Source organism: Nocardia sp. NPDC003482, from assembly GCF_053588115.1.
The window spans coordinates 42,971-60,385 of record NZ_JBSFPI010000018.1; the positions used below are offsets into that span (position 1 = coordinate 42,971).

16 protein-coding genes are annotated in these 17,415 nt (G+C 66.4%); 5 read left to right on the plus strand and 11 right to left on the minus strand.

Annotated elements, in window-relative coordinates; translation table 11 throughout:
• Window positions 1-44 precede the first annotated feature (44 nt).
• The 5 genes from ACWDSJ_RS26195 to ACWDSJ_RS26215 all read left to right on the plus strand — a co-directional run bounded on the left by ACWDSJ_RS26195 (window position 45) and on the right by ACWDSJ_RS26215 (window position 6,876).
• Complete coding sequence (locus ACWDSJ_RS26195) at window positions 45-1,817, plus strand: hypothetical protein (protein ID WP_450034963.1); 1,773 nt, start codon at window positions 45-47, stop codon at window positions 1,815-1,817.
• Window positions 1,818-2,155: 338 nt separating this feature from the next.
• Window positions 2,156-2,809 carry a hypothetical protein gene (locus ACWDSJ_RS26200; RefSeq protein ID WP_450034965.1) on the plus strand — a complete coding sequence of 218 codons (654 nt, stop codon included), beginning with the start codon at window positions 2,156-2,158 and terminating at the stop codon, window positions 2,807-2,809.
• The gene (locus ACWDSJ_RS26205; protein ID WP_450034967.1) at window positions 2,806-4,101 is read left to right on the plus strand and encodes a hypothetical protein; all 1,296 of its coding nucleotides are present in this window, start codon (window positions 2,806-2,808) and stop codon (window positions 4,099-4,101) included. The genes ACWDSJ_RS26200 and ACWDSJ_RS26205 overlap by 4 nt, the downstream gene beginning before the upstream one ends.
• 70 nt (window positions 4,102-4,171) lie before the next feature.
• Window positions 4,172-6,004 carry a type IV secretory system conjugative DNA transfer family protein gene (locus tag ACWDSJ_RS26210; protein ID WP_450034969.1) on the plus strand — a complete coding sequence of 611 codons (1,833 nt, stop codon included), beginning with the start codon at window positions 4,172-4,174 and terminating at the stop codon, window positions 6,002-6,004.
• Window positions 6,001-6,876, plus strand: a complete 876-nt coding sequence (locus ACWDSJ_RS26215; protein WP_450034970.1) for a DUF4913 domain-containing protein — start codon at window positions 6,001-6,003, stop codon at window positions 6,874-6,876. Before ACWDSJ_RS26210 ends, ACWDSJ_RS26215 begins: the two co-directional genes overlap by 4 nt.
• Before the next feature lie 108 nt (window positions 6,877-6,984).
• Here ACWDSJ_RS26215 and ACWDSJ_RS26220 read toward each other — a convergent pair whose 3' ends face one another.
• The 11 genes from ACWDSJ_RS26220 to ACWDSJ_RS26270 all read right to left on the minus strand — a co-directional run bounded on the left by ACWDSJ_RS26220 (window position 6,985) and on the right by ACWDSJ_RS26270 (window position 17,414).
• Window positions 6,985-7,665: a hypothetical protein gene (locus tag ACWDSJ_RS26220; RefSeq protein ID WP_450034971.1), complete on the minus strand. Its 681-nt coding sequence runs from the start codon at window positions 7,663-7,665 to the stop codon at window positions 6,985-6,987.
• Between the two features lie 104 nt (window positions 7,666-7,769).
• Window positions 7,770-8,168: a histone-like nucleoid-structuring protein Lsr2 gene (locus ACWDSJ_RS26225; RefSeq protein ID WP_450034972.1), complete on the minus strand. Its 399-nt coding sequence runs from the start codon at window positions 8,166-8,168 to the stop codon at window positions 7,770-7,772.
• A 466-nt stretch (window positions 8,169-8,634) separates the two neighbouring features.
• Window positions 8,635-9,297 carry a hypothetical protein gene (locus ACWDSJ_RS26230; RefSeq protein ID WP_450034974.1) on the minus strand — a complete coding sequence of 221 codons (663 nt, stop codon included), beginning with the start codon at window positions 9,295-9,297 and terminating at the stop codon, window positions 8,635-8,637.
• Window positions 9,290-9,892: a hypothetical protein gene (locus ACWDSJ_RS26235; RefSeq protein WP_450034975.1), complete on the minus strand. Its 603-nt coding sequence runs from the start codon at window positions 9,890-9,892 to the stop codon at window positions 9,290-9,292. The genes ACWDSJ_RS26230 and ACWDSJ_RS26235 overlap by 8 nt, the downstream gene beginning before the upstream one ends.
• A gap of 232 nt (window positions 9,893-10,124) precedes the next feature.
• Window positions 10,125-10,997 carry a hypothetical protein gene (locus ACWDSJ_RS26240; protein ID WP_450034976.1) on the minus strand — a complete coding sequence of 291 codons (873 nt, stop codon included), beginning with the start codon at window positions 10,995-10,997 and terminating at the stop codon, window positions 10,125-10,127.
• 128 nt (window positions 10,998-11,125) lie between these two features.
• Window positions 11,126-11,923 (minus strand): SAM-dependent methyltransferase, encoded by a 798-nt coding sequence (locus ACWDSJ_RS26245; protein WP_450034977.1) that lies wholly within the window; start codon window positions 11,921-11,923, stop codon window positions 11,126-11,128.
• Window positions 11,920-12,753, minus strand: coding sequence for a hypothetical protein (locus ACWDSJ_RS26250; RefSeq protein WP_450034979.1), 834 nt, complete (start codon window positions 12,751-12,753; stop codon window positions 11,920-11,922). Before ACWDSJ_RS26250 ends, ACWDSJ_RS26245 begins: the two co-directional genes overlap by 4 nt.
• A 46-nt stretch (window positions 12,754-12,799) precedes the next feature.
• Window positions 12,800-14,164: a cytochrome P450 gene (locus ACWDSJ_RS26255; protein ID WP_450034980.1), complete on the minus strand. Its 1,365-nt coding sequence runs from the start codon at window positions 14,162-14,164 to the stop codon at window positions 12,800-12,802.
• A gap of 73 nt (window positions 14,165-14,237) precedes the next feature.
• The gene (locus ACWDSJ_RS26260) at window positions 14,238-15,830 is read right to left on the minus strand and encodes an FAD-dependent monooxygenase (RefSeq protein WP_450034981.1); all 1,593 of its coding nucleotides are present in this window, start codon (window positions 15,828-15,830) and stop codon (window positions 14,238-14,240) included.
• 214 nt (window positions 15,831-16,044) lie between these two features.
• A complete protein-coding gene (locus ACWDSJ_RS26265; protein WP_450034983.1) occupies window positions 16,045-16,959 on the minus strand; it encodes a helix-turn-helix domain-containing protein in 915 nt (304 codons plus the stop codon).
• Window positions 16,893-17,414 carry a DUF6879 family protein gene (locus ACWDSJ_RS26270; RefSeq protein ID WP_450034984.1) on the minus strand — a complete coding sequence of 174 codons (522 nt, stop codon included), beginning with the start codon at window positions 17,412-17,414 and terminating at the stop codon, window positions 16,893-16,895. The genes ACWDSJ_RS26265 and ACWDSJ_RS26270 overlap by 67 nt, the downstream gene beginning before the upstream one ends.
• Window position 17,415 lies beyond the last annotated feature (1 nt).

Genomic DNA, 17,415 nt, shown 5'->3' on the forward strand with positions numbered 1-17,415 from the left:
CGCCGCGAACACCCTGCCCGCGACATTCGGAAGGACCTGAAACCATGGTGGACAACATCTTCGACGACACCAGGACGACACCGGCAAGCACACGACCGATCGTGTGCACCACCATTCCCGACGAAGCCGGGCCCCGCTACCGCTTGACGGTGCTCGCCGCGGCTGCGGGCTGGCAACACGGCCGCGACCGCGCCGATGAAGACGCGGCCCACGAGCAGCTGCCCGCCGCGCCGCTCGCCGTCTTCGAAAAGCGCAGCGCCGCAGTGCGATTGCGGGAAACGGCCGAGGTCGCCTCCCTGCTGAACGACAACGTCGCAGCCCGGCACGAGGACCTGGCGTTGGCGCTCGAACGCACGGTCGCGTGGGGCGCCGACATCGAACGCGACCAAGTGATCGAGTCCTACCGACGCGAGTACGGAATCGTGATCGATCCAGCGAGCGCCACGATCGGTCACGACCCGGAATTCGATCTGGAACAGGCGGAGCGGCTGCAACAGTGGGCGGTCGATCAGAGTCGCGTGGAGGCCCTCGTGCTGGCCGCACATGACATCCTCGACGCGGCAGCAGTTCCCGAGAACGACCGGGCCGCAGCGCATTTCGCGATCGCGCACTGGTCTGCCGCCGCAGTCGCAGGGCGCGGCGATCCACCACGGCCGCTGACCGAGGTGTTAGCGGGCCTCGACATCGGCCAGCGAACAATCGCGCGGATCGAATTCCTCGTCGCCTACCTGGCGGGGAATACCGAAGGCTGGGATCTGACCGACAGTCCGCTGCTGATCGACCCGGGGGAGTCGATCAAGGGCCAGGTCGCCACCATGCTCGCGCAACTGCCGCAGTCCGGTTCTCTGCACGGACCACCTCCGGATCTGTCGGTCCTGCTCGCGCCCGCCGACCGCCACCTCGTGCGGGACGCGACAGCTCGCGCGGTAGCCGGACACACCGACTATCGGCTCGATATCTTTCCCCACCACGTCGACCGTCCCGGCCTGATCCGGGCCATCAAAACGTATGCCGAGCTCGTCGCCGACGCCCACACCGTCGCCGACCACTTCACCCGCAACCCGACGGGCGGCGGGCCGGTTCCCGGCATGGTCGTTCCGCTGGTCGAGGAGCTGCTGACCACGCGCGAGGACCTGACTCGGCTGATCGCCGAGGGCCGAGGGTTGCTCGACGTCGAACGGACTCTGCTGTTGTCGGTGCTGAGAGACCTCGACGCCGGGGCAGAGCTGCCCGACCTGCTGCTGGTCGACGAGCAAACCAAAGCCACCGTCGACCGCGTCCGTCACGAACACAACGCCGCTGCCGAATTGCGGGACAGCGAGCACCAGCTCGCGGTCATCCTCGCTCCCAGCGGGATCGGGGTCGGGGTGCTCGGCGAGCCCGGGCGGCGGCTGAGCGAGATCGACATCACCTCCTTCGACCTGCACTCCACCGCCCGCCATATCGCGCGAGGTGACGGCGACCCCGAGCAGCTACGACGTCGATTCGACAGGATCGCCCGGCGATTCGACAATCGGCTGGCGGAAGCGCAGGTGGCGGAACTGCCGCGTCGCGCGGTCAGTGCCCACCTGGCCCGCCTGCTGCGGGTCGCGGACACGATGGGTGAACATCGGCGCGACCGCGTGGAGTGCTGGCGGGATCGTCTCGCCGCAGCCGTGCTGGAACGCAACGACCAGGCCAGCCGCCACACCATCGGCGTCGCCGTGGACGACCTCCTGCCCGAGAAGCACTCGCATTCCGACGCCGAGTTCATCGACGGCGGCCCAGCGCCGACGTCCCCGCCCGACCCCCCGCCCGAGCGAGGGCCGGGCCCCTGACCCCGCCCCCGGGTAGCGGCGCGTGCTGGCACCGCGACGACGCAGCATCACACCCATTTCGACCCACCACGAGGGACATCCCACCGCCACCACCGATCGGACACCACCGATCGCGGGTGCACCGCTTCTGATCTGACTGCTCGAAGGCGGAACCGATGTCCGACAAGCCTTTTCCCTCGCACGCCATTCCCCACGCACCCGAAGCCGACCGCCGACCCTCCGCCCACGCCCCGCACCCCGAGTCGATCGCGGCCAAGCCCCCCGCCGGGACATTCCGGTACCTCTGGGCTCCCACCGCCGCCATTGCGGACTGCTTCGGGGACGAGGATCGCGACGCCGTGCGGGCGAGACATCTGCGCACGGTGCAGGACCGGGCGTTCGTGCGCGCGGCATGGATGGCCGACACCGCCGCCGCCGACCTCGACAGTTCCGCGACCAAATTCCGGTGGGCCGCAATCACTAACGGGGTCGACGACGACCTGCGCGGCGCCCGCGCCGCCGCCGAACAGGCCGGCATCGCGCGCACCGACATCAGCCACGCCGAACAACTCGGTGCCAGCGGCAGCGCCTGGATCCATCAACCCTGCGACGAACGACTGAGCCACCTGGACAAGCTGTGCGCGCAACTGCTCTCGATCGAACGGCGGATCGCCGAAGACTACGGCGCCGACGAACACCTGAGCAGCCGCTACAACCAGACGCTGGCCCTCATCCAGCAATTGCGAGCCGACCCCGCATCTCGTCGCTCCCGACCCGGTGAGGTCCACGTCGATCAGCGGCAGGAACACGGCCTGCTCGGCACGGGCGTTGCGGAACCGCCCGCCCACACGCAGGCGGCGACCGCGCACTCGGGCGAGGGGAGCGGCAGCGATATCGGCGCCGCCGTCGACACCGCCCTGGCGAACGGCTCGAACGCCGAATGGAGCGGGCGTGACGGCACGCGGCTGACTGCCGAGCAGGTTCGCAGCCCTGAGGTGGGGGTGCAGGCGTGAATCTGACCACCGCGTCGGTCGGGTACGCCGACCCCGACTTCTACCCCGACCCCGAGCCCGAGGTACGGCAATTACGCGCCGACTTCGCCCACTACTACCAGCTGCTCGAGATCGCCCCGTACGCCATCGACGAGCAGACCCGTCTCGAATTCACCCAGCACGCGGAAGGTTTGGCGACGCGGTGGGGAAGCCACGACGATCGGCGCCTGCGGGAGATGTGGCAGGCCCGCCACGCCGCGGTCCTCGGATGGGAGTCGCGTCCGGAGCAGGCGCGCGCGATCTTCGACCAGATCGCTCGCTCCCGCGAGGCCCACGACCTTGTTGTGGACGATCAGCTGTGGGAAGCGCTCGTCGACGCCCGCCGCGTCACCGGCCACGGCCCCGGCCCCCTGACCGGATCCAGTCAGGACGCCGACCATCGGTACCCGCACCTGCGGGCCGAGACCTACCGCGATGCCCGACCCGCGCCGGGCACCGACGCCTCCCTCGACGTCGAGGACGTGCGCGAACCGTGGGAGCGGACGCTCGGAGCACCCCGGAACGGCACCGTATTGCCCGACCTGACCGAGGTCGACGCAGTGATCGCGGCCACCGACGCCGCGCTGGACGCCGAGGAACGCGCCGCCGACCTCGACACCGGCTACGACGCCCGATCCGCGCTGCTGCCGCGCGCGGTCCGCGAAGCCCCCGTCTCACACCTGTATCTCGACACCGCCGCCCGGGACGCGCGCCACGCGGCGCTGCTGCGGCAAGTCCAGGACCTCGCCGCCGAGCACGCCAACCTCGCCTTCGACGGCGACCCGAGCGACGACCAGGCCCGCCTGCACCAGCTGGAAACCCTGCGCCAAGCCATCTCCGACGCCAGCCGCGAAGCCCGGCACGCCGGGATCGCCGTCGAAGCCATAGAGCACGCCTACCATCTCGGCCGCGACGGCATCTACTGGAGCACCGAACCCGCCGACCCCCACCTGGGCCGCATCGCCCAGCTCACCGAGCAACGCGACCACGCCCGCGCCGAAACCGACCGACTGCGCGCACAGCTCCAGCAACTCGCTGCCCACGAGCCCCGGCACGTCGGTCCCGAAACAACCGTCGCCGCAAGGGATCCGGGTGACATCGACCCCAGGCCAGAGGGGACAGATCCCCCGAACGGGGGGTTCGGTATCCGCGACGCCGTGCACACCGCATTGCCTCCAGCTCCGCATTCGGCGTGGCAACACCCCGGCCGCTCCGACGACCCACAGCGATACCCCGATCCCGCAGCCCATCCCACAGTGGAGGCAGAGCCGTGAAAGCCGCTGGCGCAGAAGCTTATCCACATTCATCCACAACCCCATCCCCACATCGAGGGGCGGTGTCACCGTGACCCGGCGCGAAGCGCGTCGCCGTCGCACCGGCGGGCTCGGTGAAGAAGCGTGGCTGCTGGTCCTCGCCCTCGCCGCCGCCGCGGTCGCCTTGATGGCCTGGGCGGCACTGAGTTTGGGCAGCTGGTGGGCCGGGCTTCCGGTCACCGGCCATCCCGTCATCGCACTGCTGCAAGTGATGGTCGGCAAACACCGCTGGCCCTGGCAAGCCACCGTCATCCTCGGCGTCATATCCTGCTGCGCAGCGGTTTTCGGTATTCCGCTGTGGCGCAAGGCGCCGCGCCGCGATCCCATCGACACCGCCGCCCGTACCATGGTCTCACCTCGACAGATCACGATCGGTCGCCGCGAGAACACCGCCGCCGACGCGCGCCGACTTCTCAAAGACGCCCCGGCCGCAGTGCGCGCGTTGCCCGGCCCGCTGCTGGGGGTAACCGTGACGGGGGGAATCCCCCTGCATCTGCCTGCTGAACTGGGCATGTTCGTCGCGGCCGGGCAGCGGACCGGAAAGACGATGGCCTGGGCGATCCCGGCGGTGCTCGACGCCTGGGGCCCGGTGCTGGCGACAAGCAACAAACCCGACCTGTACCGGCACACCACCGGTGGTCGGGAACAACGCGGCACGGTGTGGATCTGCGATCTGCAAGGTGTCGAGGGCCGTCGGCAGCTGACGTTCTGGGTCGATTTGCTGGCTCAAGCCCGTAGCCTGCCTGCCGCGCGGAAGTTGGCCGCGTTCTTCGTGTCGGGTGCCGCCGGCTCAGCGACGCAACAGGCCAACGCGAAAGTGGACAGCTACTTCGACGGCGGCGCGCAGGAACTGCTGAGCCTCTACGCCTTCGCCGCCGCGTGCGCGGGCGGGGATCTGCTGCATGTGGCCGAATGGCTGTCCGCGGACCAGGACCAAACGCCAGCGATGATCCTGCGCGCGCACAACCACCAGCACGCCGCCCGCCGCATCCTCGACGCGCAATCGCTGTACGCGCGTCAGCGCGATGGGCTTTTCGATATGGCGAGGCGGTTTTTGAACGGCCTGTCGGATGAGGGCTACGCGCAAATGATCACCCCGCCAGCGCGCAAGCGACTCACCGTGTACGAGAGCGATACCGGTGTCGTCGTCGACAGCGTCTTCGAGCCCGCCACCCACCAGCTGCCACAGTTCCACCCCGACGAATTCGTGGTCAGCACGGACACGATGTACGCGCTGTCGATGAAGGGCCCGGACTCCGCGACCGCGCTCACCGCCGCCCTCGTCGGGCAAATACTCGAGGCCGCACTCGCCGCCGCGCGCCGCCGCCCCGACGGACGGTTGGCGGTGCCGCTGCTGGCCGTGCTCGATGAGGCCGCCAACTGCGCCAGAATCAGCGAACTGCCCGAGTACTACACCTACTGCGGGGGATGCGGGATCATCCTCGTCACGATCGTGCAGGTCCTCGAGCAAGCCGAGGAACTGTGGGGGCCGGGCGGGGTGAAAGCCATGCGCGCACAATCGATCGAGATCTACGGCGGCAACATCGCCACGCCGGCATATCTCGAAGAATGGGTGCGCGCGATCGACGAGCACGACGTCGCCGACCACTCCCGTTCCCGCGGCCCCGGCGGTTCGACCCGCAGCGTGTCCTGGCGGGCCGAACCGATCCTCAACGTCGCCAAGCTGACCCGGCTCCCCAAGAACCGCGCTCTCCTCCGGCTGCCCGGCCACGAACCGGTACTCGTGAAAAAGATCTTCTGGTGGGAAAACCCGTCCCTCGCACCGGTGGTCAAAGCCTCCCTCGCACGATTCGCCTCACCCGCCACCCCAGACAACCCCACCGACACAGGAGTCGAACTATGACCGGGCCAAGTCCTGGTGCCCCCGGCGGCACGAGAGCGTCGGTACCACCCGCGTTCGGCGACTTCGTCGAATTCGCCGAACGATGGCTGCTTCCTTTCGTGAATGTTCGCCTGGCCGAAGCGAACCGGGAGCAGACCTACACCTGGTGCACCCAATGGTGGCGCCACCGCCCCGTCGCCGTCCGAATCGCCCACCTCCACACGGCTTTCGAAGCAGCACGACGTTCCCGCAGCGGCAGCACCGTCTCGACCTACCTGAGCAGCCACGTCGACGCCCACATGCGCACCATCCTCGACGCCGCCCAAGGCCCCCTGCACCGCTGCACCCGCGCACGCCACGTCGCCCTCCCCTCCCTCACCGCCGACACCGTACCCACCGGATGGTTCGGCCCACCCCGCAAACCCGAAAACCGCGACCCCGCAACACAAAACGACGAGAGCGAGAAACGACCCCGGTTCGCGCACTACGCCGACTGGGTCGAACAATGGCTCCTCCCCGTCACCGCGATCCGGGTCGCCGGAAACGGCCGCGAAGGCCAATACACCTGGTGCCGCCAATGGTGGGCCCACCACGGCGTCGCCGTCCGCTTCGCCGCCCTCCACGCCTGCTTCGAAGCCGCACGCCTCGCCGACGACAAAACCGCCATGTCAACACTTTTCGTTTCCCACATCGATCCCCACATGCGCACCATCCTCGACGCCGCACAAGGACCCCTCCACCGCTGCACACCCGACCGACACGTCCCCCTCGCCGGCCTTCCCACCGCCCGCGTCCCACCTCACTGGTTCGCGCCATACGGGCGGGCCACTCCTGCCGACGAACTCGGCTTCGGCCCCGACTTTCGAAGCCTCCGACTCGGCGATAGGCCGTGATGGCCCGCCAAGGAAGACTACGCCGTGTGTGAGTGCGCTTGTATCAGCGGCTGAAGTGGCGATCTGGTGATATGCGTGCCGCGGAGGCCGCAGGGCTACGGCGTCGGCCTACAGGTCGTCCTCGGTCGGCTCCAAGGGATCTGGCATCGCCTCCGCCTCGCTATCGCGTTGAGAACGTTCCGCCCCCTCCTGTCCGCTGTCAACGGAGTCCGGCCATACCCGCTTCGGCGGAAACTCCGTCCCGTCCCCCTCCGGCCCCTGTTCTCTCGGAAGCCGCAACCGCCCGGCTTGGACTGCTTTCACCAAGTCGTTGAACGACTCGATGCACCAGCACAGTTCGGTCGTGTCGCGTTCGTGGTGTGCGGAATCGTTCTGCCTGAGCGCGTAGAGGAGGTACTTCCACACCAACCATGCGACCCATTGGCCGTAGGTCGATGGGCTAAGCGGTGCGTCCGGTTGGTAGACAACAGCGTCGAGATGCCCGCCCGCTTCGCGGTCGATGAACCAGATGTTCAGGTTGAGCTGTTCGTTGAGCTTTGCCGTGGTCTTCGGGCGCTCGTGGTAAACGTGCCGCCAGACGCCGACCAACTCGCGCGTTGCACGCAGCATGACCGTGGTCGGTTCCTCGGCCCCGGCGCACACACGCAGGAACGGTGCAGCGTCCGGCAGGGGTGTCTCCGGCGTCGCCTCAACCGGCGGCATCGTGAATGCGAACGGCGTCTCGGGGGTGAAGCCAAAGATGGTGTAGACGGGGTGGTTCGATGGTGCTGATGGCTCGGTATCGGGCATAGCGCGGCATCTCCTATCGGGAGCATGAAATACGGGAAAAGGCTTGGGGGAGAGCGCCGTTCGAGATCCAAGCGACTCGAAGTGCAGGGCCCGGCGCGCCTGCCTCAGTGCCCTATCTCGTCGTTGGAAAAACGGCAGGTCGATGCCGCACTTCGGTGTCCATCGTCACCAAGCTGGCCTCTGCGATGTGCGGCGACGATGTCGGCTCGAATTCGGCCGCGTGTGCCTACATCGAGACCGCTTGCGCGAGCCCATTCCCGAATCGTTGAAGCAGGAGCCGGTTCGGTGGGTGTTTGACGCGCATGGCGCGCGATGTTGGTAACCCGGCCTGCCTTACGTGCGGCCCTGATCCAGGGTGAGAAGGCGGCCCGCAGCTCCTCAATGTTCGAAGCTGATAGATCCAGCTCGTAAGTGACGCCGTCAACCGAGAATCGCACAGTTTCTATCGCAGGTGATTTGCCGTCGTAATCGTCGATCAGCTCTACGGTGACCTTCTTCACCATTGGTTTTCCCATACCTCGTTCTTTTGGAATGTACGAATTTCGCAGCCGCGGTGTGCGTTATCCAAGGTGCTCGGCATAGAGTCGGGCCGGATCGAGTTTGTCGAGGTCCGACGGATGCGCTCGAATGGTTTTCGGATTGCGCGAAGCAACCCGCTGCGGCTGTGATGTGGGTGCGGGCGTTGCTCGCTCTTAGGGTCAATCGCACTCACAGCATGTACTTCATGGAGGGAACCAACCGACCGGTGTCGGCGAGCGCCTTGAATGCACTGCCTTTCTCCGGCAGCTCTGAGCCCGGCACGTGATGTGGTTCTGCGTCACGGTATGGGCCTGGCTAATAGAGGGAGGTACCGGGGGAGTCCGATGGGATTCCTGTGCGGACAGTGCGAGGGTCTGATGGCATGGCCAAGGGGTGCACGGCACTGTTCTCCTTTCCGAAGAGCGTGAAGATGGTTCTCGTCAATCATTCTCATCGCGAGGCGGGCACGATATCGGGAAGTTCTTTGTCCGGGTACGGTTGGAGAAGCGACCGCTGAGTGGGGAAGCTGGAATCTCGATAAGGAAAGCATGGTGATGTCACCAGAATGCTGAGCCAACCGTCTCCCCGCCGCGGATTCGAGATGGAAAAGGAGTAGCCATCCGGTGATTCCGTTGCGGCCCAGGTGTGGGTCGATCCCGTCTCGTCATGGAATTTCCAGTCTGGCCAGGATTTCCACGTATCGCGCAAGCGTGCGAAGTATTCATCCGATTGGTTCTGGGACACCCCGGTGACCCACATGGAGAGTTCCACCCTTTGGGGGCCGTGCAGCCGATAGCCGCGATAGCAGTCGTGGGTTACGTACGCACTGAATGGTCGGCCCGGGTTGTCTCCGCCCGGTGTCAACGAGAAACCGACGCCTATTTCATCGGCGGATTGCTGGAGGTAGTGGACGATCCGTCGCATCGCGAGGTCTTCGGTGAGGTCCTCGTTCGTGGGACCGTAGGGCCGGTAAGGATACGGAGCTTCGTTCAGTTCGCGCACCAACGACGCGAATACCGCAATCGCGCCTGCGACGCCGGCCGCTGTGATGACGAGGACGGCTATCTTCCACCACGCGCAGCGTCGGCCGGGACGGCCCGCGTTCTTAGGCATGCTTGTCACGGTTCCTCTCTCCGTCATTGTCTTGAGTTCGCCATCGGGCGCTGCGGATGAGCGAAGTCTCGGGAGGCTGTGGGTTGTCGGAGTGCTCGATGGGGTTCGTGCCGAAGCGGGTGATCGCGCTGAGTGGGCCGCGGTAGCTGCGACGCAGGGCGACCGCGTGCCAGTACGCCGGGGGCAGGCCCTCCTCGAGCACCGTCGCGCGCCGGTCTTCGTCGCTGGTCAGGTGGTAGAGCTGGCATTGGTCGCAGAGGTACCAGACGATCGGCTCCTCGTCGGTGGTCTCGAAACCTGCGATGAGGACGGCGGTGCCGCGGTCATCGAAGGCGCGCTTCAGGGGATGATTCGGGCACGGACGTCGACGGGGACCGCGCCGCTGGTTGGCCCGTGCCCGCTTGGCCGAGTGGTGCCGGGTGCAGTGCAGGTAGTGCGGTGCCGGGGTGAACCATCCGCACCATCGGCAGTGCGGCCTGCGCGTGGGGTCGGCGGTCTGGGCGGGACGCAAATGGTATGCGCCGCAGGCGCATCGGTGCGGGATGTGGGCGGGGTGGACACGGCTGAGCAGCTGCGCGGTGCCGTGGTACTCCACGGCATCCTCGCCCGTGGGGCAGGGCGCGGCCCATTCGTGCGCGTCCTGACGCTCCCGCTCGGACGCACGTCGATGTACAGCGCCGCAATACCACTGCCCGTCGTGTAGCCGCGATCCTTCCAGCCCGGTCCCGCACCATAGGCAATGAGGTTCGGCGGTCACGAGCGCGCCGAACACCGTGCCAGCGGCGGGTCCGAGGTCACGCGGAGAGGTCGTCGCCCCTATTCCCAGGTCAGGAGCAGGCATTCGGCACGTCCGGGAACTCGCCGTTGCGGATCCGGGTCAGCGCCGATTCGCTGGCCAGTTCGCCACGATTCTCCGGGTGGCGCCAGTAGAAGCGCAACAGGTGGCAGAGCAGGGCGGGGTCGACCCGGAACAAATGGGCGTTGATGATCATGTGGCGCAGGTACTGACGATTCAGTCGATCGACGACGAAGGAACTGCGCAAGGTCGCGAGGCCGTTGCTTCGGGCGGGATGGATGAACAGCGCCGGATGATTCGTGTTGGCGCCCGGCTCGACATCTCTGATGTCGTCCCAGGCGATGACCTGATGGACCGAACCGTTGTCCAGCTCGACGCTCGCCGGTCCGATGCGCAGCCGCGACCGCGTGCGTAACGACGCGGCGGATACTCGGACGAGCCAGCCTGCCCCGATCGCTACCAGCAGCAACGTCACGGCCGACGCGCGCCCCAGCACTGCCGCCGCCTCGGAGTCGTAATCGCGGACGACCAGGGAGACCGCGCAGGTGAGCAGGAGGAGGGTTTTGAACAGGGCCAGCACGAGGATGGATATCCCGAACGGCCGTCCCATGCGTAAGGTCAACGCGGATCCGGTCTGCGTGGTTTCGATTCCGGTTCCGGCCGGCAATTCGTTCGTTCTGATATCTCCGACGGCGAGGAAGGCCGCGGCGAAGCTGAGGGCGACGGCGGTTCCGCCCGCACAGGCGACGGTCGTGACCATCTCTCGCGCCGCGATCGCCTGAACCACTTTGACGGCGAAGAACACCGCGACGAGCGCGAAGAATGGAATGCCGAGGACGACCGCCGGGCTGCGCCCCCTGGAGCCGAAGCCATCGGCCAGCGGTGCGATCTTGTCAGTCGCCACGGTCGTCCTTTCTCCGTTGCTCGAAAAGAAGGGCATTGGTTCCTTACAGGGCGTGCGAATTAGATTGGGGCACTACTCTTTTCGTAGCGCTCATGGATCGGAGCGAGCGGCTCTCCGCCTGCGAGGGCCTATCGTGTGCGGCACACGGCGGCGAGGATGACCAGGTTCGTCGCGGGGAGGTCCCCGCCCAGCCAGCTCTGCAGAGGCACGATTCCGGGCCCGAGGACGTCGAAGCCGTCGCCGATTAGGTCTCGCACCGCCTCGGTGGACCGGTACTGCACCTGCGCGGGACTGCCCCGGGTATCGGTGGTGGTTTGCTGAAGGAAACGAGGATCGGTGTCGTCGGTGGTGGCGTGGGTGAGCGCGAGGTAGCTACCGGATGCCATCCGCTTGCGGAAGCGCACGATGATGTCGCGCGGGTGCTCGTCATCCATGACGAAATGCAGCAGACCCACCATCAGCACGGCCACCGGCCGATCGAAGTCGATCAACTCTTCGGAGCGGACATGGTCGATCACGGCTTCGGGGTCGCGAACGTCCATCAACAGCGTCTCCTCGTCCGGGAGCAGGGCTTTGCTGTGGGCGACAACGACCGGGTCGTAATCGACGCCGACGACTCGCGCTTCGGGGCAGATCCTTCGCGCGACCTCGGGCACGGAGGGGTCGGTGGGGATGCCGCAGCCGAGGTCGAGGAACTGCTGAACCCCGGCCTTGGCGGCGAGTTGTGTTGCGTGGAGCAGGAATTGGCGGCTGAACCAGGCCAGCGTTCGGGTATCCGGGTCGATCGCGAGCATGCGTTGCGCGACCACGCGGTCGGCTTCGTAGTTGTCCTTCCCGCCGAGCAGGTAGTCGTAGATCCGCGCCGAATGGGGCTGTGCCGGACTGACGCCCTGGGGGACGCGATCGAACTCGGGTGAGTGGGTCACGGGCCCTCCACGCCGCTCTGACCGACAGGCTCGGGGCCGAGTTCTGCTGGGCGCGTGGCATTTCTGCGCTCTTGTGCCCATGCGCACAGCAGCGCGTTGTATGTGGCGTGCGCGCCCTCGGTGAGGGCGTACCAGGCCGATCCGAACTCGCTGCCACTCGGCCAGGACACGCCGGGGGTGAGGTGCCTGATGGCCGCGCGCAGCGTGGGGTCGAGCGGGCGGAAGGTGTAGTCGCCGGTGTAGTCGGCGACGGCCGCGCCCACCGCGGTCGGCCCGACGCACAGCACTGCGCGCAGGTGGGTCAAAAGCGCTGCTGGTGGGTAGGTTGCCCATTCTTGCCCGTACGCCAGGCACGCCTGCGCGGCGGCGCGCAACGCGTCGAGGGGGAGAGTGGTGCCGATCATGGCGGTCGCGCTGGGCGGGAGGGCGAGCAGGCGGCCGGGGTCGGGGAACGTCCACCCGGTCATGCCGTCGCGGGAGATCTCGTCGCCGTGGGCCTGGCAGAACCGATGCCACAGGTGGTGACCACGGTCGGCGGTGTCAGCGCGCCGAAACAGGCCGCCCGCCAAGGCTTCCCACAGATTCGGTACCGATACGTGCACCACGGAGCCGACCTCCGCCAACCCGGCCAGCTCGGTGGGGACCCGCCGGGGCACCGTGAAGGTACGCAACACTACGTCGACGCCGCCGAAATCGACGTGGGCGCCCGAGCCCGTGTTCTCCGCCTCGATCGTCAGCAGCGTGGCCCGGCCGCGCGAGGTGACGGCCCGGTAGTGGGTCGTCCCGTTCTCGGCGGTCAGCCATCCGGGATGGTCGGTCAGCAGCAACATCGTCGTCGGTCGTCCTGTCGGGCTCGTCGCGAAAATGGGTGGAGGACTAGCGGTTTCGGTTGCGATGGATGGGCCGGGGCAGGTCGGTCAGGGCCGCGGTGACCATCGCCGCGTGATCGACAGTGGGGTTGAAGCTGTAGAGGCCAGTCGGCAGGGGCGCTGCGGGCGTGAAGGTCACCGGCAGCGCGGTGAGGGCGCGGTGGAACGGGCCGGGCCGCCAGTGCAGCTCGGCTAGGGGCCGGGCGAGGGTGAGGTCGGGCAGTGCGTCCAGGAGTTGGTCGATGGCGTCTTGGGCGATCTGGTAGGCCGGTTGGCGGGCGGGGCAGCGGTGGGGCCCGGCGCTCCACGCCAGGTGCGACCGGTTGCCCGTGCGCTCCCCGGCGGTGCTGGCGGGATCGTTGTTGCAGGCGGCGATGCTGATCACGACCGGCTTGTGCGCGGGAAGCCAGGTGTCGTCCAGGAGTGTGGGCTGGCGGGGGTAGGTGGTGCAGAAGTTCGCCATCGGGGGGTCGGTGAACAGCACCTCGTCGAGCGCGTCGCGGGTGCAGAGGCTCCCATCAAGGAGGTTTCCACCGAACCGTTCGTCGGTGAGCATCAGCACGATCGTGTTGGTGATCAGATTGGGAAGGGCCTCGGCGGCGGCACCGTAGATGCTCATCAGCTGCGCGAACACCTCGGCGTCGCTGAGGCGGTGTTCGTGGGAGATCAGGATCGAGGTCATGTCCGGCCCGGGCACCTTGTGCTTGTGCCGGATCAGGTCCATCAGCGCGGTGTGCAGCAGGCGCATCCCGTCCTCGGCGGCGGCCCCGGCCTCAAAGCGCGCCGCCATCCCCGCGGCGACACGCTCCCCGATCTCCGGTGGGCAGCCGACCACGTGGTTGAGGATCCGCAGGACCAGCGGGCGGGCGTACCCGCCGAGCACGTCTGCTTTCCCGGATCCGCAGAAGCCGTTGATCACGGTGACCGCGTGGTCCTCGAGGATCTGGTGCAGGGCGTGCAGGTCGATCGCGTCGATGGCGGCGCGGGAAGGCGTCCGATATCGCGCGTGGGCGAGGCCGCTGTTGTAGCGGGCGGCCGGATACCAACCCATCATCGGCAGGATCGGCGAGTCCGCGGGTACGGACTTCTGCCAGATACGCGGATCGGCCGGGAAGTGATCGGGATCGTTGAGGATCCGCAGCGCGGTGGTGTAGCCGAGCACCAGGGTCGCTTCGACACCGGGGGCCAGCTCGACCGGGGCCAAGTTCCCGTACCGACGCCGCATTTCCCGGTAGACGCGGTGAGGGTCTTGCGCGAAGCCGGGGGTGTGCAGCGGCACCAGCTCGTCGCCGACATCCACGGGCGACGCGTGCCCGGCGGGGCAAGTACCGGCTTCGGTCGACGGCGGGGTCCGATCTTCGGACTGCACCATAAGGGCGACTCCAGAAGGTAAGGGAGACAGGGTAATTGGTGACTCATGGCGGCGATCGTCCCGCCGGGGATGGTCAGGCGAGGACGGTGTCGAGGTGGGCGAGCAGCGCGTCTTGGTGGGAGATCGGGACTCGGCCCGCGAGGTAGCCGTCGGGGCGGATCAGGCACGCCACATCGGTGTCGGGCGCTCCGTACACCGAGTGCACCGTCGAAGAGAAGAACGGCCGCACAGCACTACCCGGAACAGGCGAAGCCGGGTCGAATACTTGCAGCGTCTCCCAATGGACGAGATCGCCGAAACGCCGCCCCATCCGTTCGGCCAGGGCGAGAGTGGCTGGCGCGACGCGGTCGTGGTGAAGGATGAGCAGCGTGTACCCGGGGTGCCTGGCCAGCAGGTTGTGCACGCTGGCGTGGCTGGTCAGCTCGAGCCGGGCATCCGGGGCACGGTCACCGGCTGCGAGACCAGCCAGGCCGGGAACGTCGGGAGCGGAAACGGCATCGCGATAGGTGTATCCGAGTCCGGCGATCTGCGCGGTGACCGTGTCCAGGAAGCCCGGCTTCTCGACCATGGCGATCCGCTCGACCAAGGATCGGTCGTGGTCCATCAAGATGTGGTGCAGCTTGTCCGCCACCGCCATCACCTGCCCGTCGACGGGCAATCGCTCCTGCTCATAGCTGTCCAACAGCGACGCCTTCGCCTTGCCCGTCGCTGTGAGTGCGAGTTTCCAGCCGAGGTTCACCGCGTCCTGAATGCACGCGTTGAGTCCCAAACCACCAGCGATGCTGTGGATGTGCGCGGCATCCCCCGCCAGGAAGATCCGCCCGCGCCGATAGCCCGGGCAGTCTCGCCGCCAAACGGTGAAGATGCTCAGCGAGTCTGGGTGACCGATCCTCGCCCCGGCCACGTGCCGATCGAGAACATGCTGAAAATCGTTTCGCGCGGTCGCCTCGTCGATCGCGGCGGCCCCTCCGGGCTCGCTGAGCAGAACGCGATAGGTCTCGCCGGGCAGCCGACACAGCAGCAGCATTCCCGCCTCGTCGATCAGATAATGCATCCTGTCGTCCGGGAGCGCGAGATCGGTGACCGGCGCGTTCATCATCCGCGTGCGTCCGGCGTAGGAGGGTCCTTCGAACTCCATCCCCAGCTGCTCGCGAACAGTGGAACGGAGGCCATCGCACCCCACCAGCCACTCGGTGCGCACCTCCTCGGTCGTGCCGTCCGGCCGCGACAGCACCGCGGTCACCCCGTCAGAATCCTGACGGACCTGCTGCAGGGCTGTGCCCCAGCGGACTGTGACCCCGCGCGCCGCCAGCCATCCACGCATCAGCTCCTCCGTCTGGTTCTGCGCGATGGCCATCACGTACCGGTGCCGCGTACCGGGCAACTGCTCGAAATCCAGCCGCGCGATCTTGTCGGTGCCCGCGAACCGGTAATCCATCGACCTGATTGGCTGGGCCTGCTCCAGGAAACCATCGACCAGCCCGATGGATGAGAGCCATTCGGCGGTGCGAGCATGAATCGTGAAAGCGCGAGACTGAGGGCACGACGACTCGGCGCTGTCCACGATCTCGAACGGCACACCCCAACGCGCCAACTCGATCGCCAACGCCAAACCAGCAGGACCCGCACCCACAATAAGAACTGGATTTGAAACAGTTCGAGACATAGAATCTCCTGAAATGTCAAGTCGGCCCTAAAGTATCGGCGTCGGAGACGATCGAAACCGGCTTGAGCGGCCCTCACCACGAACTGGGCACTCTTACCCGGCTCGTATGAATGTCGTCAGCCACCATCCCCGGCTCTGGTGCATGCCGCCTGCACCATGCGGTCGAGAATATGGACCGTCGGGGTCAGGCTCAATCGCTATGCACGTACCGGAATTAATTTCCGCGCCTGAATCCCTCGGCGATACCGTTCAGGAAGCAACGGGCCTCGTCGCGCCATAGTGCGTGGGAGCTGAAGAATTCGAATAGGGACAGATAATGAGATGTATCCTTCGGATCACGCAACACGAGCTGACCTGTGAAAAGCTCGATGGTCACCAGTCGTGTGCCATAGACCACGAAGGTGTGATAAGCCCCGTCCGGGATAAGTGCCGACAGAGGTATCACACCGATCTGGATGTTGGGCAGGCGGGATAGCGAGATCAGGCGGTCGATCTGCACCGCCATTATAGAGGCCGTGCTCAGTTGCCATCGCAGGGCTGATTCTGTCAGCAGAAAATCGAACCTTTTGCCCTGATCGTGCAGTACAGCTTGCCTGCGAAGCTTCAGAGAAATCGCTGATTCCGTATTTGCTGTCGCCGGCGCTATCGGCGTGTTCATTGCCGCCTGCATGTACTCTGGGGTTTGAAGAAGGCCGGTAATGAGCGTGGGAAGAAAATACCGGATGTGGGCGGTGCTGCGTTCTAGCGAGGCTAGTTCGCGCTGCCGGTGATGCAGTCCACGGCGTACCGACGCGCGTACGTCTTGATATTCGGAGTTGGCTACTTGTGTGAGTGCGAGTAGCTCGTCTCGGGTTCCCTGATCAACACCCAGGCCGGCGAGAATTTGCTCTACATCGGTCACGGAGGGAAGTAGGCGGCCAGTTTCTATTCTAGATATTTTGCTCTGGCTCAAACCGCAGCGCCGGGCCAGACGGTCGCCGGAAAGGCCCGATGCGGCGCGCAGGTTTCGCAGAGCGGACGCCAAACTTTGGCGGTCCCGCCCGGCCTCTGCTGGGTCGAATTTCACATTTGCAGTCGCGAGCAGTAACTGGTGAACGGCTCTGCATGCTGCAATGCCGTCTGCTTCCACTTGATGTAGGGTGTCGGATTTGCATCTCCGAGCAGCTCTCGTCCGAGCTGGCCGCCGTCGGCATCGTAATCCATCCGCACAACAGCGGTGTTGTCAAAGAGCCAGAAATCTTGCTCCGGAAGTCCTGGGTTCGTCGTGCCGGTCAGATCAAGAATTCGCACGTCCTCCCCGGCCGCAACGGTGTGCCGATAAACTGCGAACTCGTACTGCAGGTAATCTGTCAAGGGCCTGGTGATTACATGGACACGACTCACTTTCCGCCCGGTTTCCCGGAAGCGACGGATCCGCACTAGCCACGGGTCGTCGTCCGGAATATCCAAACGGCCTGTCCGCTGGAAGTCTTCGAACTCGTCCTTCTCGCTATCCACCTTGTAGCTGGGAAGGGTTTCGAGTCGAAAGGCTTCCTGTGTGAATGAATTGAAGAAGTTCCGCCAGGCTTCACCATCCAAGCGCACG